This is a genomic window from Mesorhizobium sp. B1-1-8 (assembly GCF_006442795.2).
Taxonomy (GTDB): domain Bacteria; phylum Pseudomonadota; class Alphaproteobacteria; order Rhizobiales; family Rhizobiaceae; genus Mesorhizobium.
The window spans coordinates 2,050,485-2,073,831 of sequence record NZ_CP083956.1; the positions used below are offsets into that span (position 1 = coordinate 2,050,485).

The following is a 23,347-nucleotide window of genomic DNA, read 5'->3' on the forward strand; positions in this document are numbered from 1 at the left end:
CGCAAGCGGCTTGATCAGGTCTCGGGAAACAGAATCTGCTCGTAATCCATTGCGCCGTGAAGGATATGCAAGATTTCGATAGCGTCCGAGCTGACGCGAAAGAAAATCAAATAGCTACCGTACACCCTGCGTCGGATGCCGGAAGATTGGTGGCGTGGTATCAGCGGACAGCGCTCCGGCATGGCGCGCAGCTCCGTGCAAGCGCTGCGCAATTCCTGCACAAAGGTGGCAGCCCGGACCGGGTTGTCGCCGGCGATGTGGTCGCCAAGGCCTCAAGGTTTGCCACGGCCTCTCTGGCGAAGACCAGGCGCCTCACCTGATCTTCTCGGCCATCGCTTTGTATTTGGCTTCCAAGCGAGCAAACACATCCTCAGCTGGCTCAGTGCGTCCTGCATCGGCATCGGCAATGCCTCTGGCAAGCGCGGCGTCAAGCGAAGCAAGTCGCTTCTCTCGCTCTTCAACCAGACGAACCCCCTCGCGCAGCACTTCGCTTTTCGAATTATAGCGGCCGGTACTAACCAGCCGGTTCACAACATCCTCCAGACGATGACCTAGATCTGCGCTGATGGCCATGGTGGTGCTCCTTGCAAGTTTTCGCGGTATAATAATAGTTATTGGGCCAACAGGCTAGTGCAGATGACAGGTCGCATCAGACACGCTTGCATTCCGCGTCGCGCGCCACTACGTCAAATTCAGCAAGCGAGGATCTGCCATGTCGAACGGACCGAACCGCATTCTCGATGAGTTCGCCAAGCTGATGACCGACGCCGCCGGCGCCGCGCAAGGGGTGCGGCGCGAGATGGAAACGGCCTTCCGGGGTCAGGCCGAGCGCCTGCTCAATTCGATGGATGTGGTGCAGCGCGAGGAGTTCGAGGCCGCGCGTGAAATGGCCGTTAAGGCGAGGGAAGACAATATCGTGCTTGCGGCGCGCATCGAGATGCTCGAGGCGAAGATCGCCGAATTGACCGGCGAGACCGCACCGGCGGCCGCTGCGAAGCCAAAAACAAAAAAATAATCGTTAAACTTTTCCACAAAGCGCGAGCCGGAAAATCGCTTTGCCGTGAATCGCTTAACGGCATTGCATGAATCTTTGTGACAGCGCCTTTCCACATGCGAATGACGCAGTGCGAAAAATTGGGCTGGTCACGCGACTCCCGATCAATAGACTGAATTTGTTGCATGATTCGGAGCAGGGATCATGCGCCGGGCGGTGGGTCCGGTCTGGGTCTTTTGCGTTGAGAAGTTCCTGGCCGTCCGAGTTCTAGACAAGATTGTTCGTCGTGTGTGCCCCGCGGAGCGTGTGGCGCTCCCCTGAACACAGGAAGCATCCATGGAACTTCTCGAACTCGAATTCTCCCGCGAAATCCATCCCGTGGATGTCATTGAGCAGGTGGCCCACAACAATGACTGGTCCTTCGAGCGCGTCGGCGACGACGAGATTTCGATTTCGGTGGCCGGCAGCTGGACCGACTATCATGTCTCCTTCTCCTGGATGGAGGATTTCGAGGCGCTGCACCTGGCCTGCGCCTTCGACATCAAGGTGCCGGACGCGCGCACGCTGGAAGTGATGCGGCTGCTGTCGCTGATCAACGAGCAGATGCTGTTCGGCCATTTTGACCTGTGGGAGCAGGAGGGCGCGATCATGTTCCGCCAGTCGCTGCTGCTTGCCGGCGGCGTCGAGCCGTCGAGCCAGCAGGTCGAGGTGCTTCTGTCCTCGGCGTTGGAGGCCTGCGAATGCTATTTCCAGGCCTTCCAGTTCGTCGTCTGGTCGGGTACATCGGCCAAGGACGCGCTCTCCAGCGTGCTCTTTGAGACCCATGGGAACGCCTGAACCAAACCGATATTGCCGATGAGTTCGAGCAGCGAGCGCAAGCCCGAGATCAGCTTTGCCGATTTCGACCGTGTCGACATCCGCGCCGGCACGATCATCGAAGCCGAATCGTTTCCCGAGGCACGCAAGCCGGCGTTCAAGCTGAAGATCGATTTCGGCCCGGTGATCGGGGTTAAGAAGTCATCGGCGCAGATCACCAAATACTACGCGCCGGAAACGCTGATCGGACGGCAGGTCTTTGCCGTGGTCAATTTCCCGCCGCGCCAGATCGGCCCGTTCATGTCGGAAGTGCTGACGCTCGGCTTTCCGGACGAGGAAGGCGCCGTGGTGCTCGGCGCCATCGAGCGTAAGGTGCCGGACGGCGGGCGTCTGTTTTAGGCTGGGCCAAAGGTCAATTCGTCTTTCATAGAACGGCGGTCTTGCTGCAGTGCCTGACCCGACACACACTCACTGCTTCCTTCCAGGCACTGACTCAATCAGGGCGCCGCTCGTTCTGCTGCATGGGTCTAGCGGCAACGAATTCGATCTCATGCCCTTGGCCGGTGAACTGGCACCAGGGGCGGCGAAGCTTGGCATCCGCGGCACAGTTGCCATGGACGAGGGATATGCGTTCTTCCATCGTTTTCCAGATCGCCGGGTGGACGAGGCGGATATTGCAGACAGGGCGCCTGGGTTGGCGGAATTTATCGACGCGGCCTGCGGCCGCTACAACTTCGGCAGACGGCCCATAGCTATCGGCTTTTCCAACGGCGCGATCATGGCAGCAGCCTTGCTGTTGACCCATCCTAGCCTGTTGGCGGCGGCGGTCCTGTTTCGCCCCCTTTCCCCGTTCTCTCACGATCTCCCGCACCGCCTGGATAGAACCCCGGTGCTGATCGTTGACGGAAACAGGGACGGCCGCAGATCGCCGGGCGATGGCTTGCGACTGGCTGGGCGGCTGGCCGGTGCCGGGGCGCTCGTGACCCATCATGTATTGCCGGTTGGCCATTCGATCACCGCCGAGGACAGGCGAATTGCGAGCGGGTGGCTTCAGGTGATAATACGTTGAACAATTCGGGTGACAGCAGCCCGACGCTCGCCGGGGTTAGGGATCAGGCCGCCAGTTTGCGCGGCATCCCCAGCGCTTCCTCGACGCAGTCGAGGAACATTTCCGCACAGGCCTTCCAGCTGTAGCGCATGGCGCGCTGACGTGCCTCGGCGCGGTCGACGTTGAGAGCGGCAAGCGCCGCCTCGCGCAGGTCGTTTGAAACCGCGCCGCCGACGCCGTCGCCGACAATGTCGATCGGCCCGGTCACCGGATAGGCGGCCACCGGCGTGCCGCTGGCCAGCGCCTCGATGATGACGTTGCCGAAAGTGTCGGTGCGGCTCGGGAAGACGAAGACGTCGGCCGAAGCGTAGATCTCCGCCAGTTCGTCATTCGGACGATGGCCGAGAAAGTGGACGTCCGAGTAGCGCGCCTTGAGCCTGGCCAATTCCGGCCCTTCGCCGACGACCACCTTGCTGCCGGGCAGGTCGAGATCGAGGAAGGCGGTCAGGTTCTTTTCGATGGCGACGCGGCCGACGCACAGGAAGACCGGGCGCGAGAAGCTCGTGTCCTTGCGCTTGTCCGGCCGGAAATGGTCGGTGTCGACGCCTCGCGTCCAGGGCCTGAGCTTTTTGAAGCCGCGCGAGGCGAGGTCGTCCGCCAGCGACTGGGTTGCGACCAGCGTGCCCTGTCCGGAATTGTGGAAGTCGCGCAGCCAGTTATAGGCCCAGCTCTCCGGCACCGGCAGGCGGGCGCTGAGATATTCGGGAAAGCGCGTGTGGTAGCTGGTGGTGAAGGGGCGGCTGACCTTGCGGCAATAGCGGCGCGCCATGATGCCGAGCGGACCCTCGGTGACGATGTGGACATGATCGGCCTTGCGGGCCTCGATCAGCCGCGCGACATGGCCGGGCGTCGTCAGCGCCAGGCGGATATCCGGATAGGTCGGCATCGGCAAGGTGCGGAAGATGTTCGGCGTCAGGAAGTCGAGCTCGACGTCGAGGGATTTCAGCGTTTCGGTGAGCCGCTCCAGCGTGTGGACGACACCATTGACCTGCGGCCGCCAGGCGTCGGTGACCATCAGGATGTGCATGGCGGTCCTTTGCTGGAAAGGCTCCTGGCGGCGCCCCTGCGGTGGCGGAACGGCGACCGGCCGGCAGTTCTCGCTTCGCTCCAGCGCACCCGCGCGGGCACCGGATCGAAGCAAGGCGGCAGGGCCGAATCGAACTGGGTCGCGCGCTTCATGCGCGCTCTTGACCATTTTTTCATGACGGGCGGATGAAGCAATATCTGCTGGAGCATGATCTTTTTGAAAACCGGTTCCCGCTTTTTGCTGCGCTGACCTCCGGTTCGCGATCACACTCCGGTCAAGCGGGAACCTTGATCATGGCGCGCAGGCCGCCAAGCGGACTGTCCTCCAGCGTGATGTCGCCGCCGTGGCTGCGGGCAATGTCGCGCGCGATGGAGAGGCCAAGGCCGGTGCCGCTGGCATCGAGGTTGCGCGCCTCGTCGAGCCGCAGGAAGGGTTTGAACACCTCTTCGCGTTTATCGGGGGCAATGCCCGGACCGTCGTCATCGATGGTGACGGTCAGCGAGCCGCGGCCGTGGTTGGCATGGACCTCTACCGTCTTGGCATAGCGGAAGGCGTTGCCGATGATGTTGGACAGCAGCCTGGCAAAGGCGTTCGGCCGCACATGCACCGTCGGATCGCCGGTCAGCGTGGTCGAGAGCCTGCATTTTCGCAGCTGCGCTTCCTCGCCAAGCTTCTGGAAATAGGCATCGAGATCGAAGCGGCCGGTGTCTTCCGCCGCCTCGCCGCGGGCAAAGGAGAGATAGCCCTCCAGCATCGATTGCATGTCGTCGATGTCCTGGTTGAGGGCGACTTTGGTTTCCGACTTGCCGCCGGCTAGCGCCAGCTGCAGCTTGAAGCGGGTTAGAATGGTCCTGAGATCATGGCTGACACCGGTCAGCATGGCGGTGCGCTGCTCGATCTGGCGCTCGATACGCTCGCGCATCTGGATGAAGGCAAAGCCGGCGCGGCGCACCTCTTCGGCGCCGCGCGGGCGGAAATCGCGAGGCATCGGCCGGCCCTTGCCGAAGCTTTCGGCAGCCTCGGCAAGCGTCAGGATAGGGCGGATCTGGTTGCGCAGAAATGGGATGGCGATCATCAAAAGCACCAGCGAGGTGCCTACCATCCACATCAGGAAGATGTGGGTATTGGACGCGTAGGCCTGGCTGCGGCGCACGAAGACGCGCAGCACCTTGCCTTCCAGCTGGATACGCACTTCGACGATGTTGGAATTGCCGACCGTGTCGATCCAGAACGGACGGTTGATCTGCCTGGTGATCTCCGACGACAAGGCCTCGTCGAGAATGGAGAAGAACGGTTTTGGACCAGGCGGCGGCAGCGGATCGGGCGGCAGCAGGTCGACCTTCAGCTGCATGCGGTCCTGGGCGATGCGGATGATGTTGGCGTAGTCGGCGTCGTGCGGATAGGTCTCCATCATGTCGATGATGGCGGCGATGTCGCTGATGGTGGCCTGCGACAGGCGCTGGGTGACAGTCTGCCAGTGGCGCTCCATGAAGACGAAGGCGACGACCGACTGCAAAAGGATCATCGGCGCGATGACGATGATCAGCGAGCGCGCGTAGAGCCGCTTCGGCATATAGAGCGCGACAAGGCGCCAGAACCGGTTCCAGGCGCGCGGCATCGCCCGCAGCGTGCGCATGGCGATATCGCCGCGGCGGCCCCCTCCCGGTTGTTCCAGTTGCGTGGTCGCCATTCGCCTTTCCGCTGGTCGATGGCCGTTAAGTTACACCAGGATGACGTTTCGCTGAGCCGACATCCTGATCTAACTCTTTGTTCGAGCATGTTTTCCGAAAAAACGATATCCACTTTTCGGGACCATGCTCCAAGGCCTTCGCAAACAGTTTATTCCACGCTGAGCCGATACCCAATACCGCGCACCGTCTGCAGCCAGACCGGATTGGACGGATCGCGCTCGATCTTGCGGCGTAGCCGATTGATCTGGACATCGATGGTGCGCTCGCCGACGTCCGATTCATCGCCGACGAGTTCGTGGCGCGGGATGGTTTCGCCGGCGCGAGCGGCGAAGATCGCCAGGATCTCCTGCTCGCGGTCGGTCAGCTTCAGCGCCTCGCCGCCACGTTTCAATTCGCGCTTGGCGATCTGGAATGTATAAGGGCCGAACACCAACTGCTCGACCTTGGGCGTCGACGCCGGGCCGCCGCGGCGCAGGATATTGTTGATGCGCAGGATAAGCTCGCGCGGGTCGAACGGCTTTGGCAAATAGTCGTCGGCGCCGGCCTCCAGCCCATCGATGCGGCTGTCGGTTTCAGACAGCGCCGTCAGCATCAGGATCGGCACGTTCTTCTCGGCCCGCAGCGCCTTGGTGAGGTCGACGCCGGTTTCGCCGGGCATCATGACATCGAGCACCAGCATGTCGAAATCGAGCCCGGCGAGTTTGCGGCGGGCCTCGTTCGAATTGCCGGCGACGGTGACGCGAAAGCCGTTTTCGGACAGATACTGCCTGAGCAGGTTGCGGATGCGGGTGTCGTCATCGACGACCAGCAGATGCGGCGCGTCATCGTCGGGTGCTGCCGGATGATCAACCCTCTCAATGGTCTCCATGGTTCTTCCCCGATGTTTGCGCAGGCACAATGTCGATCTGCGCTCTTAGTTCCGGATTGACCATCGCTTCCAGGAATCGTTCGATCGTGGGGCGTTCAGCCGTTCCGGAATCCTCCAATGCCGCACGGATGCGGCGCGACTGTGGCCGGGCCAGCGCCAGCGCCAGGGCGCGGCCCTTGGCGGTGGGGTAGAGCTCGCGCTGGCGGCGATCACGCGGGCCTTGCAACTGGACGATGTGATCAGTGTCGATCAGCTGTTTCAGCACCCGCGCCAGGCTCTGCTTGGTGATCTTCAGCACATCGAGCAGTTCGGCAACCGTCAGGCCGGGCCTGCGGTTGACGAAGTGCAGCACCCGGTGATGGGCGCGGCCGAAGCCGTAGTCGGCCAGGATCTGGTCGGGATCGGAGGTGAAGTCGCGATAGGCGAAGAAAAACAGTTCGATGAGGGCGAAGTCGATGCCGTCCTCGTCGGTGACCGCCGTCCTGATCGGTTGTCCGGCGGAAGGGCTTCGATCGCTCATCTCTTCTCCATGCAAAACGGGAAATTATGTCAGTACTATTGACGTAATTTCCCGGCAACGATAATTTTTGACAAGCTTTTCGGAGGATTGCGAACAAAAAGGCAAGAGGGAGCCGTTTTTCCGGAACTTCCTGAGTTTGCTATGCCTTGAATATCAGCCTACTTTTTCAGGCACCGCCAGCGTTCCAGCCCTATGGCGCGGCTGACGCAACGCGCTATATGACACAACGATATGCGGGCCGCCGCCCGCGGGAGGTTACCATGGCATCCGTTCCCTTCGACCAACTGGACGGCTTCATCTGGATGAACGGCGAGTTCGTCAAATGGGCCGACGCCAAGATTCACGTGCTCACCCACGGCCTGCACTATGCCAGCGCCGTGTTCGAGGGCGAGCGTGCTTACGGCGGCCAGATCTTCAAGCTCACTGAGCACAATGAGCGCCTGCACGAATCGGCGCGCCTGCTCGGCTTCAAGATTCCCTATTCGGCCGCCGAGATCGACGACGCCTGCCGCACGTTGCTGAAGAAACAGGGCTTTCAGGACGCCTATGTGCGCCCCATCGCCTGGCGCGGCAGCGAGCAGATGGGTGTTTCGGCGCAGAACAACCGCATCAACTGCGCCATCGCCATCTGGCAGTGGCCGAGCTATTTCGATCCGGCGCAAAAGCTGAAGGGCATCCGTCTCGATGTCGCCGAATGGCGCCGGCCGGATCCGCGCACGGCGCCGTCCAAGTCGAAGGCCGCCGGCCTCTACATGATCTGCACCTTGTCCAAGCACGCCGCCGAGGCCAAGGGTTATGCCGACGCCATGATGCTCGACTGGCGCGGCCAGGTGGCGGAAGCCACCGGCGCCAACATCTTCTTCGTCAAGGGCGACAAGATCCACACGCCGACGCCCGACTGCTTCCTCGACGGCATCACGCGGCGCACGGTGATCGGGCTTGCCAAGGACCATGGCTGGGAGGTGGTGGAGCGCGCCATCATGCCGGAAGAACTCGAAGGCTTCGAGCAGTGCTTCCTTACCGGCACGGCTGCCGAAGTCACCCCGGTCTCGGAGATCGGTCCGTACCGATTCGAGGTCGGCGAAATCGCCAAGACATTGATGAACGACTATTCTGCCGCGGTGCAACCAAAGCAAGCGATCGCCGCAGAATAGCGATAGTCACAGCTTTTTTGTGCAACAGGGGGCGGTTTTCGGGCCGCCCTTTTTATTTAAGCTTTCACGCATTTGACTTTCGAACGGTTCGGCGTCTCATGATGATGCCGGCCCGTGGAGGCAGGCGGCTATGGAGGGACTGGTTACATGGATACGAACACGCTCGTTGCGATCGTTGTGCAGGTGATTGCGGGTGTTATCGGCGGACAGGCAATCGGGGTGGCGTTCAAGCAGGCTGCGATGGGTCAGCTGACCAAGATTCTCGGCGGCGCCGTCGGCGGCGTCGGCGGTGCGTGGATCCTGGGCCACCTGCTGGGCGGCGGCGCCGTCGACACGGCGGCGGCCACAGCGGCGGCGGGCGGACTGGGCAGCACGCTGAACCTGCAGAACATTATCGGCGGCGCCGGTGGCGGTGCTATCCTGACGGGCATTATCGGCGCCGTCATGAACGCGATGAAGAAATAAGGCCCTCTGGCTTTTCATTTCAGGGCTTTTCGTTTGGGCGGCTTCGGCCGCCCATTTCGATTTGGTTCCGCGAAATCACTACCGGCGGTGGACGCCGTTCACCCCTGCCTCTACATCAGACCCATCGAGAACGCGCCTCCAACGGCGAAAGGATAATCATGGGTCAGCTCAATGCCGGCATCGTGCCGGTCACGCCGTTCCAGCAGAACTGCACCATCCTCTTCGACATGGACGACAGACAGGGTGTCGTCGTCGATCCCGGCGGCGATGTCGACCAGATATTGGCCGCGCTGAAGGACAATGTGATCACGGCGGGGGCGATCTGGATCACGCATGGCCATATCGACCACGCCGGCGGCGCGATGGAGCTGAAGGAGGCGCTTGGCGTCGAGATCATCGGTCCGCATGTGGCCGACAAGATGTTGCTCGACAACCTCGAGAACCAGGGCAGGCGATACGGTCTCACCGATGCGGTGCGCAATTGCGTGCCGGACCGGTTCCTGAGCGAAGGCGAGACGGTGTCGTTCGGCTCGCATGTTTTCGAAGTGCTGCATTGCCCGGGGCACGCGCCGGGCCATGTCGTCTACTACAGCAGGGCCGCCAAGTTCGCCCATGTCGGCGACGTGCTGTTTCGCGGCTCGGTCGGCCGCACCGACCTGCCGGGCGGCGACCACGCCACGCTGATCGCCTCGATCAAGGACAAGCTCCTGCCGCTCGGCGACGACATCGGTTTCATCTGCGGGCATGGTCCAGGCGGCCGCTTCGGCGAAGAGCGCCGGACCAACCCGTTTCTGGTCTGATCATTGCAATCAACCACAACAAAAAGCGCCGCTCGAAAGCGACGCTTTGTGTGGGGCAGGGAAGCCTCGGTTAATTGGCGACGCAGAAATGCTGGTCGCCATCGCTGCCGGTGAAGGTGCCGGTGCGGGAGTTGAAGGTGCGGTAGCGGTCCGAGCAATACTCGTACCAGGCGCGGGTCCACGGTTCGGCGTAGCGCTCGGCATAGACGACCCGCGGCTGCGCGTAATAACGGCGAACGGGCGGATCGACATAATAGCTGTCGTCATAGGCCGGATCGTAGTATCTCGGCCCCGGATTGCTGAGCGCGCTGCCGATGAGGGCACCCGCCGCTAGGCCGACGACGCCGGCGGCGAGCGCATCGCCGCGATGATGATGATGCCAGCGCCAATCATCGGCATTGGCGGCCGAGAAGGTGGCCAGCGTGGTCGCGGCAATGCCCGCGGTCAGGATGGCGCTCTTGAGAATTCGGTTCATTTTCGGTCTCCTTCGCGCCGGCCCGTGCAGTGTCTCGGGGATGCGGACCGGCTTTAGCAAAGATTAATAAAAGACCGTGGCTGAACGGAGGCTGAACGAAACCGGCTGGACGATCTGGTCGCTCAAACAAAATGATAGCCGCGGCGGGAGCGCCCTCCGCCTGCTCAATCTCCGTCGGATCCGTCTTGAAACCGGCTTCAGCCGATCGACAGATTGACGGCCTTCGGACCCTTGCCACGCTTGTCCGGCTCGGTGTCGAATGTCACTTTCTGCCCATCCTCAAGACCGGGAAGGCCCGACGCCTGCACGGCCGAAATGTGGACGAAGACATCCTTCGCGCCATCATCGGGCGTGATGAAGCCAAAGCCTTTGGCGTGGTTGAAGAATTTGACGGTGCCGGTCTGCGGCATGGGAGGCTCCTTTGATCCCATCAAGTCCATCTCGGGCCGGCAAATGCCCGAGAGGAAATTTGTCCTTTATTTTAGCGCTATCGGCAAGAAAAAGTTTTTGCGTGCCCGTCCAAGCATTTGCAACACGAAAAAGGCGCGACCGTTCCGTCGCGCCCTCGAATTTTTCACACCCGGCCAGAAGCCGGTTGCCCTGCCATTTTATGCGCAGAGGGCAGGCGATGCTGGCCGATCAGGCGGCGCGGAGGTTGACCGCCTTGGGGCCCTTGCCCATGCGGTCCGGCTCGACGTCGAAGGTGACCTTCTGGCCGTCGACGAGCGTGCGCAAGCCGGAAGCCTCGATTGCGGAGATGTGGACGAACACGTCCTTGGCGCCGCCGTCGGGCGTGATGAAGCCGAAGCCTTTGGTGGCGTTGAAGAACTTTACGGTGCCGGTCTGGGCCATTGGGGAAACTCCTTCACCCGTCAGTCTTGTGGTTTGCCCGCTGCCTCTCGCCTCGAGCAAATCCCGGTGGTTGCTTCGGCAGTCATGCATTCGCGCATGGTCAAACCCCCCGCCGAATACGGGGCCGTCAGAGATTCACACTTATCGGGGAAAGGTCGTCCAAAACGCGCCGCTCTCCGGGTCGCAAATGCCCGAACGCTAAATTTATTACACGGAAACGTGATGGTTGCAAGACGGCGACGCGGGCGGCCTTCGGCGCGTCCAACGCAGGGCATCGATAGACCCGGCGCCAGGGGAGGTCATGGGCCCAGAGACGGGCCACGCATAGGCCAGCAAGGAGACTTGCGCAGAGTGGCTTTTGCGGCTGTGGCAATCCACTAACCAGGGGTTGCGTTCGATGCAGGAATGGCGAGGATTGCTGTTGGCCGCGCCTCTGTGCCGGGCAGTCTTGGAGAGGGATTCATGCGATTTCCTGCAGCCTCGAGGCAGGGCTTCGTCGCCTTGCTTTTGCCCGCACTACTGGCCGCCTGCACGGTTGTGGTCGACGACGGACCGCGGCCGCGCCCGCCAAGGCCCGAGCCGCAATTCTGCACCAGGCAATACGAACCGGTCTGCGCCCGGCGCGGCGGCGACCGCCAGACCTTCGCCAATGCCTGCCTCGCGGAGCGGGCAGGCTACCGCATCGTGCGCGAGGGGCCGTGCCGCGACAGCGGCGGCGGCGAACAGACTTTCTGCACGCGCGAATACGCGCCGGTCTGCGCCAGGCGCCATGGCGAGGCGCGCACCTTCCCGAACGCCTGCGAGGCGCGCGCCGCGGATTACCGCATCATCGGCGACGGACCGTGCTGAGGCTGCAGTCGTTTGCTTTTCAAAGGAGAACGGTCGAGTCGTTCTCTACTTTGTCTTACCTAGAATTCGGGTTCATTATGCCTTAGGTGATGGAAAGAAGTTGGTCCATCTGTCCGCGAAGCATCCTTTTGTTTCCGCTTTTTCTCGGTAGTTTTCAAAGGAAAACTCGGATGTTTCTGAGTGGTAAGCATCAAGAACACCCGAATTTATAGTTCTTGCAACCGACACAACTCTCTCGTATAGATCATTTACTCTTTTTCCAAATTCTAACACTGCGTGCTGACCTCCAGGCCTCTTTATTCTTTCAGAGTCTCTAACAAGATCAACCATCCAGCGTGTTGGCTTAACCAGTTTCTTTAGGCTTTCTGCTGTCTTAACGGGTAAGATCTTAACAATGTAATCATAGTCGCCATATTCGACTAGAGCACGTGTCTCGCGAAGATCATGAGACAAAGTTGAGGGAGAGGTCGGTGCGGCCCCCCTGCACGTGAACCATAAATCCCGAAAATTCGCGTTAACCTCTTCCGAACTATCGTATGATTTTCCGATGTTTATCACCGATTTGATACCGATCGCCCGGACCATGTCGTAGTCATATGGAATAAAATCCGATCCTCTAAAAATAAATGTCCCTCGATTAAAGTAAACATATGGAGAATCTGATTCTGTAACCTTAAAATCCTTCATGCTTCTGACGTCAGATTCATTAGATACCACCGAATTTACAAACGATGAGAATAGGTAGTCATCAATATTGTCGGTCACGTCTCGGTCAAAAGAGTTAAATTGGGTTCTCGAAAGATTCAAGGGAGCAAATGCGTCGGGATCTTCGAAAGTAATCCAGAAGTACCCGCGCCTCTTTATAGAGCTTTCTCCATAAAAAAGGCGATCTTTGTTAAATGATAAGGAATTGAAAATCTCTCCAAACCTATACAAACTGTCTATTTGCGTATACGGGGTAGATCCATCTATCTGTCTAACTGCAATGCCATTCACAAAATTGGGCCTATCGACTCTTTCTTCAGCTATACCCCATCTGACATTCCTAAATTTCGTAGTATTAAATGTGTTCACAGGGTTTGCATGCTTCTCTCCTATGCGCACAGACTCTTCCTTTGTTCCAGATCGTAAAAAGTGAAGCGAAACTCTGGGAGAAAGGTCGTCAAAAGAGTAATAATCTTTATGGTTTGTTAAATATCTGCCGATTTTTTCTGCCCGTGACAGGTCCGTTTCAATTTTGACTTCACATCCAATATCACAATTTTGAGGCTTTATCTCAATCTCTTTGTCGTGCAGACCGGCAGTGAACGCAAAGCCTGCACCGTCGGCTGAGTTCCACCGGCGCGTTCTCACCGAAATCTTAGGCCCAATCAAAAAGGCTGCAAGGGCGCCTACGCCAAATCGACCAGAACGAGCAATAGTCGAATGGCCGTCTTCGTTAACGTAGTCTGATTGCCAACTCCGAGACGCCCGATAAGAAGCTCCAGCGTTGAGAAAATAATTCTTTAATACATTGACATCCATTCCAACACCATTATCCACGATGCGGAATATTGCCTCTGATTCTCTAATATCGAAGTAGATGTTTATCTCGCCGACGTCTTTTCTTAGGTGTGGTACATCAAGGGCCTTAGCCTCTATTACGGCATCGCGCGCGTTCTGAATCAACTCGCGAACTCCATAACCTGGGTGGTCGCCATATAAGGGAGATAAAAGAAGCGACAGCATCTCGGTTTCGGCCACCTTGAACGAGATGCTTTCAGGTACAAAATCCGGCGAGTTAAAATTTTCCAAGATATTGCTTCGAATTCGGCGCACGGACAGATTCAAGCGATCTAACCCTGAGACTCCTTGCCGCCCATAAATTTCTCCTAGAACTGCCCACGTTTTATCCATCTCCGATTGCAGATCTGTCAGCCATCCCTTAACACGAAGAAAATCCGAAACATTTGTTGGCCGACTATCTATTAGGAGTGCCTCGGGGTCATCATGGGTCCGTGTAATGTTTACTACGCTTTGGTGAACTCGCCATTCGCGTTGCGAGATGGGGCTCTTAATCGGGTGAATTCTCGTTCTGAGTGAGGGGGCGCGCGTGGCTTGAATCTGCGCGTAGTCGGCTAGCCGAATTAATCCCATAAGGTAGACAATATGTATCCGATTAAAATCACGAATATCAAATTCAGAGTTGATGTAAGGAAAAGTATCGCGAAGGTTCATTCCATGGCTGCGGGCCACATAACCTATCAAGTCGCGGATTCGAATATCGAATCCCAGTAACATTTGTGGTAGAGACAAGTTTTCATCAAGCCCTAGTGCAATGTCATGAGCTAGGCGGGGATGGTTTCTACGAAGAAATTCCCCAATTAGTAATCGCTGCCTGTCTGTAAAATCCAGAATGTTAGACGGTAGAGTAGGTATTGGCTCGATGTCACCAAATATTGATATCAATGTACTTTGATTAAACCTCTTTGCCTCCTGGATATAAGATTGCCAAGATTCTGGCCAATTGACTTTGTCGATTTTATTGTACAGCTTTGTGTGACTCGGGTTTACTAACCTGAGAAATTGGTCCTCCGTAAGGTGCATTCCGCAGTCATGGCAATAACTAGAGCACAACAAGGTAGACAAATCTTCAGCGGTTATGATATCAAAAGACGATTTATCTATAAATTCGATTGCCGAGCTAAATACTTCAAGTGAGTGGCGCTCGGAATGATCCGTGTAATTTTTAAAGAAGGGTATTCCTGCTGCTTGGAACCAATCTGAGAAATGGTTCGAAGATGTTATAGCCTTGGGCGCATGCTGAGGGTCCGCCTTGAAAATTGAGGCTAGCTCTTCTGGCAATATCTGTTCAACCTTCTCAATTGTTATAGACATTTTGCCCGCGACAAGGATGGAGTGGTAATGATCAGCCTGTTTATCCGAACAGAGACTGATGTTCAATCTAGAGGCAGTCCCCTACATCCGGTTCTGGTGACATGGTTGGGGATAGTCGATGCGCTGCAAATTCTCAGCGTGTGGTGTCGAAGGCGAGGTGGCCGGGAAGCCAGGGAGGCACTCTTGAATCTCACGCCCGTTTGGCTTAGGTCCGGCCAGCGGACAAACACGGCAGGTTTCCCATTAACAGAGATCAGAGAAGAGCGGCAGGAGCGAGCGGCAAGGCTAATCCAGCCAGCCCTCTCGATCCCTATGTGCAACGGGCGCTGCAACTGCACCAGGCGGGGCGTCGCCAGGAAGCCGAGGGGCTCTACCGGCAGGTTCTGGCGCAGCAGCCCAAGCATGCGGCGGCACTGCATTTCCTCGGGCTGTTGCTGCATCAGACCGGCAGAAGCGAGGAGGGGCTCGACCTCATCGAACAATCGGTGACGCTGCAGCCCAACAATGCCGATTTGCTCAACAATATGGGCACGGTGATGCGCGATCTCGGTCGTGTCGCCGCTGCCGTCGATTTCTTCCGCGGCGCGGTGGATGTCCGCCCCGAGCAGCTTGCCGCACGTGACAATCTCGGCTCGTCGCTGAAGCAGCTCGGCCAGTTCGAGGCAGCCGAGGAGATCTATCGCGGCACCATCGGCCGCAACCCGTTCCATGTCCGCGCCCGCATCGGCCTTGCCGAAACGCTGCAGGAAGCCGGGCGGCTCGACGCGGCGATCGCCGTGTTCCGCGAGTCATTGTCGATCCGGCCCAAGGATGCCGAGCTGCTCTATGGGCTGGGCGTGGCTATGATGGAGAAGGGCAAGCTTGCCGAGGCGACCGATCTCGCCCGCCAGGCGCTGGCGGTCGCTCCCGGCATGGCGAAGGCCTGGCTGTTGCTGACGCAGGTCAAGCGCCAGACCGAGCGCGATGCCGAGCTTGCCGGCATGGAAGCCGAGCACGCCAAGGCGCCGCAAGGCAGCTTGGCGCGCATGCAGCTTTCCTTCGGCCTCGGCAAGGTCAATGACGATCTCAAGGATTATGCACGTGCCTTCGACTATTTCGCCGAGGGCAATGCTATCCGCCGCGGCGGCATCGACTACGATCCGGCAAGGACCCGCGACGAATTCGAGGCGATGAAGGCGGTTTTCGATGCGGCTTTCTTCGAAAAGCACAGGCCGAGCGACATTTCGGACGACGCGCCGATCTTCGTCGTCGGCATGCCGCGCTCCGGCACGACGCTGGTCGAGCAGATCATCGCAAGCCATCCGCAGGTCTATGGCGCCGGCGAGCTCAGCATCCTGAGAACGGTCGTCGGCAAGCAATTTCCGATGAGCATGCAGGGCGGCTTCCCCTGGGGCATCGCGGACATGCAGGACGAAGCCTTTGCCGAAGCCGGCCAGGCCTATCTCGACATGCTGCATGCCCGCTACCCGGGCTTCCGCCATGTCACCGACAAGATGCCGGGCAATTTCCTTCTGGTCGGCATCCTTCACATGATGCTGCCGAAGGCAAAGATCATCCATTGCGCGCGCGACGCGGCGGCCACGTGCCTGTCGATCTTCAAGGTGCATTTCCGCGGCGACAGCCACCGTTACGGCTATGAGCTCGGCGAGCTCGCCGATTTCCATAACCTCTACGCCGACATCATGGCGCATTGGCACAAGGTGCTGCCGGGTGTCGTGCACGATGTGCGCTATGAGGATTTCGTCGCCGACCAGGAAGGCCAGACACGCGCCCTGATCAACCATCTCGGCCTGCCGTGGGACGATCGGGTGCTGTCGTTCCACGAGACCGACCGTCCGGTCCGTACCGCATCGGCCGCGCAGGTGCGCCAGCCGATGTATCAGGGCTCGGTCGATCTGTGGAAGCGCTATGGCGAGCGGTTGAAGCCGCTGCTGGATAAGCTGGGCTGATCTGAGGTGAGGCCGGCCTGCGAACGGGCCGCGCCTTACAGCTCGATGAACGGCTGAAAGCCGCCGAAGATCATGCGCTTGCCGTCGAACGGCATGGCGGACCAGTCCATCTTGAGACGTTCGTCGGCCATTACCTTAGCCATAACCGCGTCGCGGCTCTGCTTCGATTCATAGACGACCCAGGAGAAGATGACGACCTCGTCGTCCTTGGCCTGCACGGCGCGCGGGAACGAGGTCAGCTCGCCATAGGGCACGTCGTCACCGATGCATTCGACATAGGCGAGGGCGCCGTGCTCCATCCAGACGGCACCGCCCTTTTCGGCCATCTTCTTGTAGGCATCGAGATTTGCCTTCGGCACGGCAAGCACGAAGCCATCGACATAGGACATGGTGAACTCCTTTGCTGAAAACGGGCGCCGGGTCGGCGGGGATACGACCCGGCGCGGGTGAGCGCGTCAGCCCTGGCGTTGGCGGGCGACGCTTGCTCGCTAAGAGAACCTATTTTACCGGCGCGTTCATCGCCCAGGCGACGCCGAAGGGATCCTTCACCTGACCCCAGCGATCACCCCAGAACATGACCTGAAGCGGCGTGACGATCTCGCAGCCGGCGTCGACCGCGCGCTGCCACCAGGCATCGATGTCGTCGCTGCCGAGATGAAGCTGCAGAGTGTAGCCCTGCGGCGCCTGGTGCGGATGGCCGTGTTCGGGATAGGCATCGCCCAGCATCAGTGTCGAGCCGTTGACGTAAAGATGAATATGCATGGTGCGGCCCTTGTCGTCCGGCGGGTAGGCAAAGACCTCCTCCGCGCCAAAAGCCTTCTTGTAGAATTCGGCGGCCTCGATGGCGCCGTCGACCTGCAGATACGGGGTCAGTCCACCAAGCACTTGCGCCCGGGGCGGAGTCTGGTCGGTCATTCTCGTGTTCCTCTTCACGGTTGATTGGCCTTGCGCGCCAAAGGACGGATGAAGTGGTAGCGGTCCTACATGGCCTGCGAAAATTTTTTAAAGGGCCGGGCCTAAAGCATGTCGCGTGAAAAAGGATTCACGCCACATGCTTCAGGTCTTTGATTTGAAGCCTGTCTTTGTCCCGAAACCGCCGCACACTTTCGGGAGACATGCTCCGGCAGACCGGGCAGCCGACGCTTGCCGACAGGCCACTTCAAATGACCTTGCCCGAGAAGGTGTTGCGGCCGTGGCGCGTTTCGAAAAATTCCGGAAAGCCGATGTCCTTGCGCAAGTCCGCGGGCAGCGACAGCAGGATGCGCTCGCTGCGGCGGCGGGCACGGGCCGCCGTGTATCGGGTCGCGATGCGGCCGATGGATGACAGTACCGACATGGTTGTTCTCCCTGGTTGATGCCGGCATCATCGTGTCGGCATCCCAAGGACGGGGCAGGCAGAGGCGACCCGACAGATCGCCTGATTTATTTCTGATGTCCGCAAAGCCGGCCCACAAGAGCCGCCCTTTGCAGTGCTCTCAGCGCTCCGTTTCGGCGACAGAGCGGAAGAACTCCTCCGGGTCGTCGACCTCGGTCAGCCGCCGTTTCTCGATCAGCCAGAAGCGGTTGCCGACGGCGCGGATGAAGGAGCGGTCGTGGGAGGCGAGCAGGCAGCTTGCCTGATGCTTCAGCAATTCGGCCTCCAGCGCTTCCTGGCCATCGATGTCGAGGTGATTGGTCGGTTCGTCGAGCAAATAGAAATTGGGATTGATGAGCCGCAGCGCCAGCATCATCAGCCGCGACCGTTGCCCGCCCGACAATGCGCCGATCTTTTTCTCCTGCATCTCGATGGCGACGCCGGCGCCCGCCAACAGAGAACGGGCGCGCTGCTCGCCGACCTCGAAGCGTCGCGAAACCATGGCCAGCGGCGTGTCGTCGCCGCTGATGCCGGACAGCGCCTGGTCGCTGTGGCCGAGCACGGTCGACGGCGTCACCTTGACGTTCTGCGCCGTCCCCGGCTCAACGACGGCGTTGCGGATCAACGAGATGAATCGCGACTTGCCGGCGCCGTTGCGGCCCAGCAGCACGATGCGATCGCCCTGGCAGATATGGCGCTTGCCGGTCTTGAACAGCAGCGTGCCGTCGGGCGTCTGCACCGCTGCCTCGTCCAGGGTGATCAGCACCTTGGCGTGGGTGCCGCGGTTGGCGAGCCGGATCGCGCCGGCCGAGCGCTCGCGATGCGCCGGCAGCGCCGCGTCTTCCAGCTTCTCGGCTCGCTCTCTTAGCTGCCTGGTTTTCACGATCAGCAGGTCACTGCCGGAGTTGATGCCGATGTTGTTGAGCTTGGCGGCCTGCTTGCGCAGTTGCTGAGCGACCTTGATGTCGCGCTCGAACTTGCGCGCCATCGAGGCGTCGACCTCGTCCAGCGCCTGCCTGGCGCGCGAATAGGGCAGCGCAAACACCGGCGACTCTTCCGGGCGCAGGAACAGCGTGCGGTTGGTGGTGGCGTCGAGGAAGGCGCGGTCGTGGCTGGCGATGACCACCGGCACCTCGCGCGGCAGCGCGTTGAGCCAGCTTTCCAGCTGGCTGATCCTGGCGAGGTCGAGATGGTTGGTCGGCTCGTCGAGCAGGAGCACGTCCGGATCGGTGACCCAGACGCGGGCGATCAGCGCCAGCCGCTGCCAGCCGCCGCTGAGCGCCCGCATCGACCGTTCGCGCATGCCGTCGGGGACATCAAGCGAATCCAGCACGACGTCGACGCGCCAGAGCTCGCTGTCCGCCTGCTCCGGCGGCAAGGCATCGGCAACCGCTTGATGGAAGGAGCGGTCGAGAAGCGCGTCGGCGACGGCCTGCTCGACATGGCCGATGCGCAGGCCACGCGTGCGGGTAATGTCGCCGGAGGTCGGTTCCAATTCGCCGGCCAGGCATCTGAGCAGGGTGGATTTGCCACGCCCGTTGGCGGCGACGATGCCGAGCCGATCGCCGGCGCCGATGGTGAGGTCAAGATTGGAAAAGAGCGGCGCACTCATGGTGACGCCGAGGGATTTGAGGCTGATCAGGGCCATGTCGATTTTCTCTGGTCTTGCCGGAGTCCGGCTCAATGCACTTTGACCGTGCGCGTGCCGGGCCATCAGGCTCGGCGTTACGCACCACGAAGGGCAGACCAAAAATCGAAGCGGGAAAAACCCGGACCGTCCCGGTCAGCCCTGCAAGCAAGCTCGCAGGGCAGAGACAGGGCCGCGCTGACGGTGGTGATCGATATGCACGCAGCCCTCCATTCCAGATGCTTTGAACTGAGGAATCTGGGTATACGAGGGGAGGGTCGGAAGCAAGGGGGCGCAATGGAGCGACGGCTGGTCAGACGGACTTCAGGTGACTACCGGTCGTTCCATATTCCTTGTTCAAATCGAGCAGGAAATGCCCGTGCACAGCGCTTTTCGCCAGATCGACCACGATCACTAGAAGGGCGTTGAACCTGCCGGTGCCAATCAAAACCTGATCGAAACGGTTGTGGGCGTCCCGATAGACATAGTGGACATCGTTGAGGTAGGGCACGCCGATTTCGTCCAAATCCAGCGCCTCGACATATGACCATATGTCGACTGCGGCCTCCGCAGTGGCGGTGACGTCCCGCATAGGCTCGGCGAAACAGGCCCTGAATTCGTCTTCCTGAAGTCTGCGGACAACGATCATCGGGCCAGTCTAGACGCCGTTGGAATGCATCCGCAACAACGTGCTAGCTTCCCGGTCGCCCGGTCTTACTCGGCCTGCGTTTTTGACGGCGCTCCTCGGCCGAATCCTCGTAGGAGCCGATGCCGGCCCGTTGGCGCACAATCGGCTTGTCGGAATCGCTGCGTTCCTTCGCGCCCCCCTCTGTCCTGCCGGACATCTCCCCCACTTGGGGGGAGATTGACTGCGGCTTCGCCGGCTTCGTTCCCTCGACCGGCTTTTCGGTACGGCGCACCGTCATCTCGTCGAGCGAATTCTTCCTAAACAGGGACTTATTGCGGTCGCCCGGGATGCCGAAATCCGAGCCGTGCGCCTCCTGCGCGCTCTGCTTCTTGAACAGCGAGCGCGATACCGCGCCTGACGGCGTCGGCATGTCGGTGCCAGGCCCCATATCGTCCAGTGAGGGCTTGGCGAAGAGCGGCTTCTTCACCGGCACGGCGCCATCGGCGCCCATCTCGTCCAGCGCCGGCTTGCGGAAGAGGTTGGGCCGGGCAGCCTTGGCCGCCTCTTCAGCGGCACGTGCTTCATCGAGTTTGCGGAAACGCTCCTGTTCTTCGGCTGTACGATGTCTGGCCACGCCCTTGTTGTGCTTACCCTTTTCACGGCCCGAGGCGGGACTTTGGCTTTCCACCTCGCGCGCCAGCGGATCGTCGGATATGGCAAGCTCCATCTCGCGCAGCCGCTTGATCTCGTCGCGGATGCGGGCGGCCTTCTCGAAGTCGAGATTGGCGGCGGCGTCGCGCATCTGCTTGTCCAGCGCCTCGAGATGGGTTTTCAGATTGTTGCCGATCATCGCCCCGGCATCGTCGGTGAACTGCGAGATGTCGGCGCGGACGTGGTCCTTCTCGTAGACCGAGTCGAGAATGTCGGCGATGCGCGACTTGACCGATTCCGGCGTGATGCCGTTGGCGGCGTTCCATTCCATCTGCTTCTCGCGGCGGCGGTTGGTCTCCGCCATCGCCCGTTCCATCGAGCCGGTGATCTGGTCCGCATAAAGGATGACCTTGCCGTCGACATTGCGGGCGGCGCGGCCGATCGTCTGGATCAGCGACGTTTCCGAGCGCAGGAAACCTTCCTTGTCGGCATCGAGGATGGCGACGAAGCCGCATTCGGGAATGTCGAGGCCTTCGCGCAAAAGGTTAATGCCGACCAGTACATCGAAGGCGCCGAGGCGCAGGTCGCGCAGGATTTCGATGCGCTCAAGCGTGTCGATGTCGGAATGCATGTAACGGACGCGGATGCCGTTCTCATGCAGGTACTCGGTCAGGTCCTCGGCCATGCGCTTGGTCAGCACCGTCACCAGCGTGCGGTAGCCGGCCTTGGTCGTCTCGCGGATTTCGCCGACGACATCGTCGACCTGGGTCTTGGCCGGACGCACCTCGACCGGCGGATCGATCAGGCCGGTCGGGCGGATGACCTGCTCGGCGAAGACGCCGCCGGACTGGTCCAACTCCCAGCCGCCGGGCGTCGCCGAGACGGCGACCGAGAGCGGGCGCATGGCGTCCCATTCCTCGAAGCGCAGCGGCCGGTTGTCCATGCAGGACGGCAGACGGAAACCGTACTCGGCCAGCGTCGCCTTGCGGCGGAAGTCGCCGCGATACATGCCGCCAATCTGCGGCACGGTGACATGGCTCTCGTCGATGAAGATCAGCGCATTGTCGGGTACATATTCGAACAGGGTCGGCGGCGGCTCACCCGGCTGGCGGCCGGTGAGATAGCGCGAATAGTTCTCGATGCCGGCGCAGGAGCCGGTGGCCTCCAGCATTTCCAGGTCGAAGCGGGTGCGCTGCTCCAGTCGCTGCGCCTCCAGCAGGCGGCCGGCCCGTTCCAGTTCGGCCAGCCGGTGCTTGAGCTCTTCCTTGATCGACTTGATAGCCTGATTCAAGGTCGGGCGGGGCGTCACATAGTGCGAGTTGGCGTAGATCTTGACGCTCTTCAACTCGCCCGTCTTCTGGCCGGTCAGCGGATCGAATTCGGTGATCGACTCGATCTCGTCGCCGAACAGCGAGATGCGCCAGGCGCGGTCTTCCAGGTGAGCCGGGAAGACCTCGATCGTGTCGCCGCGCACGCGGAAGGAGCCGCGCACGAAGTTAATGTCCTGGCGCTTGTATTGCTGGGCGACGAGATCGGCGAGCAGCGCGCGCTGGTCGAGCCGGTCGCCGACCTGCATCTGGAAGGTCATCGCGGTATAGGTCTCGACCGAGCCGATACCGTAGATGCAGGAGACCGAAGCGACAATGATGACGTCGTCACGCTCCAGCAGCGAACGCGTCGCCGAGTGACGCATGCGGTCGATCTGCTCGTTGATCGAGGATTCCTTCTCGATATAGGTGTCGGTCCGGGGCACATAGGCTTCCGGCTGGTAATAGTCGTAATAGGAGACGAAATACTCGACCGCGTTCTCCGGGAAAAACTTCTTGAACTCGGCATAGAGCTGCGCGGCCAGCGTCTTGTTGGGCGCCAGGATCAGGGCAGGACGCTGCGTCTCCTCGATCACCTTGGCCATGGTGAAGGTCTTGCCGGAGCCGGTGACGCCAAGCAGCACCTGGGTGCGGTCGTTCTGCTCGACACCCTCGACCAGATCCTTGATCGCCGTCGGCTGGTCGCCCGCCGGCTCGAAATCCGACACCATCTTGATGGCGATGCCGCCTTCCGACTTCTCGGGCCGGGCCGGGCGGTGCGGCGTCCACAGCTGGCCATCCTTGTGCAGCGGATTGCCGGATTCGATCAGCGCCGAAAGCGCGGCGACGGTGGCGGTGACGCCGCTCGACGAAACCGACTCGGCATCTTCGAGGCTGATGTCGAGGCCGGGCACCGGGTTGAGGCCGGCGGCCGCGCGCTCCTTGGCCGACGCCGCGCCGCCCATCGAAGTGCCGCGCGCCGTGCGACCGGGGGCGGAGGAACGTTCGGGGATCTTCTTCGGCGCCTTTGCCTTCGGCTGCTTTTCGGCCTCGCGTTCGATCTGGCCGGCCCAATCGGAAATCGAGCCGGTCAGCGGCGCGCCGGAAAACTCGCTTTGCGGCGCCTCGGAAAAGCCCTTCGGCTCGAGCGGTTCGGCGGCGTCGAGAAATTCGGTCAGCGGGCTGCGCCGTTTCGGCGCGCCATCTTGCGCCGTCGAAGGCGTTTTCTTGTCAGAAAGTTTGGCCATGTCCCGAATATGGGAGGACTCGGCCGAAATGGAAAGAGCAGAGTGAATAGGCGGGCGGCGGCCGCCGAAGCTGCTGACAGAAGGCTGT

Annotated in this window: 25 protein-coding genes; 9 read left to right on the plus strand and 16 right to left on the minus strand. The window is 60.5% G+C overall.

The annotated features are described in order from the left end of the window. Positions 1-14: 14 nt before the first annotated feature. Both FJ974_RS10035 and FJ974_RS10040 read right to left on the minus strand, forming a co-directional pair. The gene (locus FJ974_RS10035; protein ID WP_319023057.1) at positions 15-221 is read right to left on the minus strand and encodes a type II toxin-antitoxin system RelE/ParE family toxin; all 207 of its coding nucleotides are present in this window, start codon (positions 219-221) and stop codon (positions 15-17) included. Positions 222-312: 91 nt separating this feature from the next. Continuing rightward, positions 313-573: a type II toxin-antitoxin system ParD family antitoxin gene (locus FJ974_RS10040; protein WP_140537219.1), complete on the minus strand. Its 261-nt coding sequence runs from the start codon at positions 571-573 to the stop codon at positions 313-315. A 139-nt stretch (positions 574-712) separates the two neighbouring features. On the opposite strand from FJ974_RS10040, the gene FJ974_RS10045 reads away from it, so the two are divergent. From FJ974_RS10045 to FJ974_RS10060, 4 genes are all read left to right on the plus strand, one after another. After that, complete coding sequence (locus FJ974_RS10045) at positions 713-1,015, plus strand: accessory factor UbiK family protein (protein WP_140537221.1); 303 nt, start codon at positions 713-715, stop codon at positions 1,013-1,015. Positions 1,016-1,330: 315 nt separating this feature from the next. Continuing rightward, positions 1,331-1,831, plus strand: a complete 501-nt coding sequence (locus FJ974_RS10050) for a YbjN domain-containing protein (RefSeq protein WP_140537222.1) — start codon at positions 1,331-1,333, stop codon at positions 1,829-1,831. Positions 1,832-1,849: 18 nt separating this feature from the next. Beyond that, on the plus strand, positions 1,850-2,209 hold the full coding sequence (locus FJ974_RS10055; protein ID WP_140537224.1) for a tRNA-binding protein: 360 nt from the start codon (positions 1,850-1,852) through the stop codon (positions 2,207-2,209). Between the two features lie 157 nt (positions 2,210-2,366). Then, on the plus strand, positions 2,367-2,879 hold the full coding sequence (locus tag FJ974_RS10060; protein WP_181177248.1) for an alpha/beta hydrolase: 513 nt from the start codon (positions 2,367-2,369) through the stop codon (positions 2,877-2,879). A gap of 43 nt (positions 2,880-2,922) precedes the next feature. On the opposite strand, the gene FJ974_RS10065 is transcribed toward FJ974_RS10060, so the two are convergent. The 4 genes from FJ974_RS10065 to FJ974_RS10080 form a co-directional block, all read right to left on the minus strand. Beyond that, a complete protein-coding gene (locus FJ974_RS10065) occupies positions 2,923-3,945 on the minus strand; it encodes a glycosyltransferase family 4 protein (protein WP_140537227.1) in 1,023 nt (340 codons plus the stop codon). 274 nt (positions 3,946-4,219) lie between these two features. Further along, positions 4,220-5,635 carry an ATP-binding protein gene (locus FJ974_RS10070; RefSeq protein WP_140537228.1) on the minus strand — a complete coding sequence of 472 codons (1,416 nt, stop codon included), beginning with the start codon at positions 5,633-5,635 and terminating at the stop codon, positions 4,220-4,222. A 149-nt stretch (positions 5,636-5,784) separates the two neighbouring features. Continuing rightward, positions 5,785-6,504, minus strand: a complete 720-nt coding sequence (locus FJ974_RS10075) for a response regulator (protein WP_140537230.1) — start codon at positions 6,502-6,504, stop codon at positions 5,785-5,787. Next, complete coding sequence (locus FJ974_RS10080; protein WP_140537232.1) at positions 6,491-7,024, minus strand: MarR family winged helix-turn-helix transcriptional regulator; 534 nt, start codon at positions 7,022-7,024, stop codon at positions 6,491-6,493. The genes FJ974_RS10075 and FJ974_RS10080 overlap by 14 nt, the downstream gene beginning before the upstream one ends. A gap of 260 nt (positions 7,025-7,284) precedes the next feature. On the opposite strand from FJ974_RS10080, the gene FJ974_RS10085 reads away from it, so the two are divergent. The 3 genes from FJ974_RS10085 (at position 7,285) to FJ974_RS10095 (ending at position 9,443) form a co-directional block, all read left to right on the plus strand. Continuing rightward, positions 7,285-8,178, plus strand: a complete 894-nt coding sequence (locus tag FJ974_RS10085) for a branched-chain amino acid aminotransferase (RefSeq protein WP_140537234.1) — start codon at positions 7,285-7,287, stop codon at positions 8,176-8,178. A gap of 147 nt (positions 8,179-8,325) precedes the next feature. Further along, positions 8,326-8,643 (plus strand): hypothetical protein, encoded by a 318-nt coding sequence (locus FJ974_RS10090; RefSeq protein WP_140537236.1) that lies wholly within the window; start codon positions 8,326-8,328, stop codon positions 8,641-8,643. Positions 8,644-8,801: 158 nt separating this feature from the next. Next, complete coding sequence (locus FJ974_RS10095) at positions 8,802-9,443, plus strand: MBL fold metallo-hydrolase (RefSeq protein WP_140537237.1); 642 nt, start codon at positions 8,802-8,804, stop codon at positions 9,441-9,443. A gap of 70 nt (positions 9,444-9,513) precedes the next feature. Here the strand turns inward: FJ974_RS10095 and FJ974_RS10100 are convergent, their stop codons facing one another. From FJ974_RS10100 to FJ974_RS10110, 3 genes are all read right to left on the minus strand, one after another. Beyond that, the gene (locus FJ974_RS10100; protein ID WP_140537239.1) at positions 9,514-9,918 is read right to left on the minus strand and encodes a BA14K family protein; all 405 of its coding nucleotides are present in this window, start codon (positions 9,916-9,918) and stop codon (positions 9,514-9,516) included. Between the two features lie 197 nt (positions 9,919-10,115). Then, on the minus strand, positions 10,116-10,328 hold the full coding sequence (locus FJ974_RS10105; protein WP_006202521.1) for a cold-shock protein: 213 nt from the start codon (positions 10,326-10,328) through the stop codon (positions 10,116-10,118). 229 nt (positions 10,329-10,557) lie between these two features. Further along, positions 10,558-10,770, minus strand: a complete 213-nt coding sequence (locus FJ974_RS10110) for a cold-shock protein (RefSeq protein WP_006202520.1) — start codon at positions 10,768-10,770, stop codon at positions 10,558-10,560. Positions 10,771-11,232: 462 nt separating this feature from the next. Between FJ974_RS10110 and FJ974_RS10115 the strand changes: the two genes are divergently transcribed. Then, complete coding sequence (locus FJ974_RS10115; RefSeq protein WP_140537241.1) at positions 11,233-11,619, plus strand: Kazal-type serine protease inhibitor domain-containing protein; 387 nt, start codon at positions 11,233-11,235, stop codon at positions 11,617-11,619. A gap of 75 nt (positions 11,620-11,694) precedes the next feature. Here the strand turns inward: FJ974_RS10115 and FJ974_RS10120 are convergent, their stop codons facing one another. Continuing rightward, positions 11,695-14,562, minus strand: a complete 2,868-nt coding sequence (locus FJ974_RS10120) for an ATP-binding protein (protein WP_140537242.1) — start codon at positions 14,560-14,562, stop codon at positions 11,695-11,697. 248 nt (positions 14,563-14,810) lie between these two features. Between FJ974_RS10120 and FJ974_RS10125 the strand changes: the two genes are divergently transcribed. Then, the gene (locus FJ974_RS10125) at positions 14,811-16,445 is read left to right on the plus strand and encodes a tetratricopeptide repeat-containing sulfotransferase family protein (RefSeq protein WP_140537244.1); all 1,635 of its coding nucleotides are present in this window, start codon (positions 14,811-14,813) and stop codon (positions 16,443-16,445) included. A 35-nt stretch (positions 16,446-16,480) separates the two neighbouring features. On the opposite strand, the gene FJ974_RS10130 is transcribed toward FJ974_RS10125, so the two are convergent. From FJ974_RS10130 to uvrB, 6 genes are all read right to left on the minus strand, one after another. Next, positions 16,481-16,834: a DUF1428 domain-containing protein gene (locus FJ974_RS10130; protein ID WP_140537246.1), complete on the minus strand. Its 354-nt coding sequence runs from the start codon at positions 16,832-16,834 to the stop codon at positions 16,481-16,483. A 109-nt stretch (positions 16,835-16,943) separates the two neighbouring features. Beyond that, positions 16,944-17,360 carry a VOC family protein gene (locus FJ974_RS10135; protein WP_140537247.1) on the minus strand — a complete coding sequence of 139 codons (417 nt, stop codon included), beginning with the start codon at positions 17,358-17,360 and terminating at the stop codon, positions 16,944-16,946. A gap of 244 nt (positions 17,361-17,604) precedes the next feature. Further along, positions 17,605-17,781, minus strand: a complete 177-nt coding sequence (locus FJ974_RS10140; RefSeq protein WP_140537249.1) for a hypothetical protein — start codon at positions 17,779-17,781, stop codon at positions 17,605-17,607. Positions 17,782-17,920: 139 nt separating this feature from the next. Next, positions 17,921-19,447: an ABC-F family ATP-binding cassette domain-containing protein gene (locus FJ974_RS10145; protein ID WP_140537250.1), complete on the minus strand. Its 1,527-nt coding sequence runs from the start codon at positions 19,445-19,447 to the stop codon at positions 17,921-17,923. 292 nt (positions 19,448-19,739) lie between these two features. Beyond that, positions 19,740-20,075, minus strand: a complete 336-nt coding sequence (locus tag FJ974_RS10150) for a hypothetical protein (RefSeq protein ID WP_140537252.1) — start codon at positions 20,073-20,075, stop codon at positions 19,740-19,742. Positions 20,076-20,118: 43 nt separating this feature from the next. Beyond that, complete coding sequence (gene uvrB / locus FJ974_RS10155; RefSeq protein WP_140537254.1) at positions 20,119-23,259, minus strand: excinuclease ABC subunit UvrB; 3,141 nt, start codon at positions 23,257-23,259, stop codon at positions 20,119-20,121. Between the last annotated feature and the right edge of the window lie 88 nt (positions 23,260-23,347).

What these genes read in the sequence shown, in the direction of transcription:
- FJ974_RS10135 (WP_140537247.1), bottom strand. Translation starts at nt 17,360, where the DNA reads ATGACCGACCAGACTCCGCCCCGGGCGCAAGTGCTTGGTGGACTGACC.
- FJ974_RS10100 (WP_140537239.1), bottom strand. Translation starts at nt 9,918, where the DNA reads ATGAACCGAATTCTCAAGAGCGCCATCCTGACCGCGGGCATTGCCGCG.
- FJ974_RS10085 (WP_140537234.1), top strand. Translation starts at nt 7,285, where the DNA reads ATGGCATCCGTTCCCTTCGACCAACTGGACGGCTTCATCTGGATGAAC.
- FJ974_RS10045 (WP_140537221.1), top strand. Translation starts at nt 713, where the DNA reads ATGTCGAACGGACCGAACCGCATTCTCGATGAGTTCGCCAAGCTGATG.
- FJ974_RS10080 (WP_140537232.1), bottom strand. Translation starts at nt 7,024, where the DNA reads ATGAGCGATCGAAGCCCTTCCGCCGGACAACCGATCAGGACGGCGGTC.
- uvrB (WP_140537254.1), bottom strand. Translation starts at nt 23,259, where the DNA reads ATGGCCAAACTTTCTGACAAGAAAACGCCTTCGACGGCGCAAGATGGC.
- FJ974_RS10075 (WP_140537230.1), bottom strand. Translation starts at nt 6,504, where the DNA reads ATGGAGACCATTGAGAGGGTTGATCATCCGGCAGCACCCGACGATGAC.
- FJ974_RS10145 (WP_140537250.1), bottom strand. Translation starts at nt 19,447, where the DNA reads ATGGCCCTGATCAGCCTCAAATCCCTCGGCGTCACCATGAGTGCGCCG.
- FJ974_RS10110 (WP_006202520.1), bottom strand. Translation starts at nt 10,770, where the DNA reads ATGGCCCAGACCGGCACCGTAAAGTTCTTCAACGCCACCAAAGGCTTC.
- FJ974_RS10105 (WP_006202521.1), bottom strand. Translation starts at nt 10,328, where the DNA reads ATGCCGCAGACCGGCACCGTCAAATTCTTCAACCACGCCAAAGGCTTT.
- FJ974_RS10040 (WP_140537219.1), bottom strand. Translation starts at nt 573, where the DNA reads ATGGCCATCAGCGCAGATCTAGGTCATCGTCTGGAGGATGTTGTGAAC.
- FJ974_RS10150 (WP_140537252.1), bottom strand. Translation starts at nt 20,075, where the DNA reads ATGATCGTTGTCCGCAGACTTCAGGAAGACGAATTCAGGGCCTGTTTC.
- FJ974_RS10095 (WP_140537237.1), top strand. Translation starts at nt 8,802, where the DNA reads ATGGGTCAGCTCAATGCCGGCATCGTGCCGGTCACGCCGTTCCAGCAG.
- FJ974_RS10070 (WP_140537228.1), bottom strand. Translation starts at nt 5,635, where the DNA reads ATGGCGACCACGCAACTGGAACAACCGGGAGGGGGCCGCCGCGGCGAT.
- FJ974_RS10130 (WP_140537246.1), bottom strand. Translation starts at nt 16,834, where the DNA reads ATGTCCTATGTCGATGGCTTCGTGCTTGCCGTGCCGAAGGCAAATCTC.
- FJ974_RS10090 (WP_140537236.1), top strand. Translation starts at nt 8,326, where the DNA reads ATGGATACGAACACGCTCGTTGCGATCGTTGTGCAGGTGATTGCGGGT.
- FJ974_RS10115 (WP_140537241.1), top strand. Translation starts at nt 11,233, where the DNA reads ATGCGATTTCCTGCAGCCTCGAGGCAGGGCTTCGTCGCCTTGCTTTTG.
- FJ974_RS10140 (WP_140537249.1), bottom strand. Translation starts at nt 17,781, where the DNA reads ATGTCGGTACTGTCATCCATCGGCCGCATCGCGACCCGATACACGGCG.
- FJ974_RS10055 (WP_140537224.1), top strand. Translation starts at nt 1,850, where the DNA reads ATGAGTTCGAGCAGCGAGCGCAAGCCCGAGATCAGCTTTGCCGATTTC.
- FJ974_RS10065 (WP_140537227.1), bottom strand. Translation starts at nt 3,945, where the DNA reads ATGCACATCCTGATGGTCACCGACGCCTGGCGGCCGCAGGTCAATGGT.
- FJ974_RS10050 (WP_140537222.1), top strand. Translation starts at nt 1,331, where the DNA reads ATGGAACTTCTCGAACTCGAATTCTCCCGCGAAATCCATCCCGTGGAT.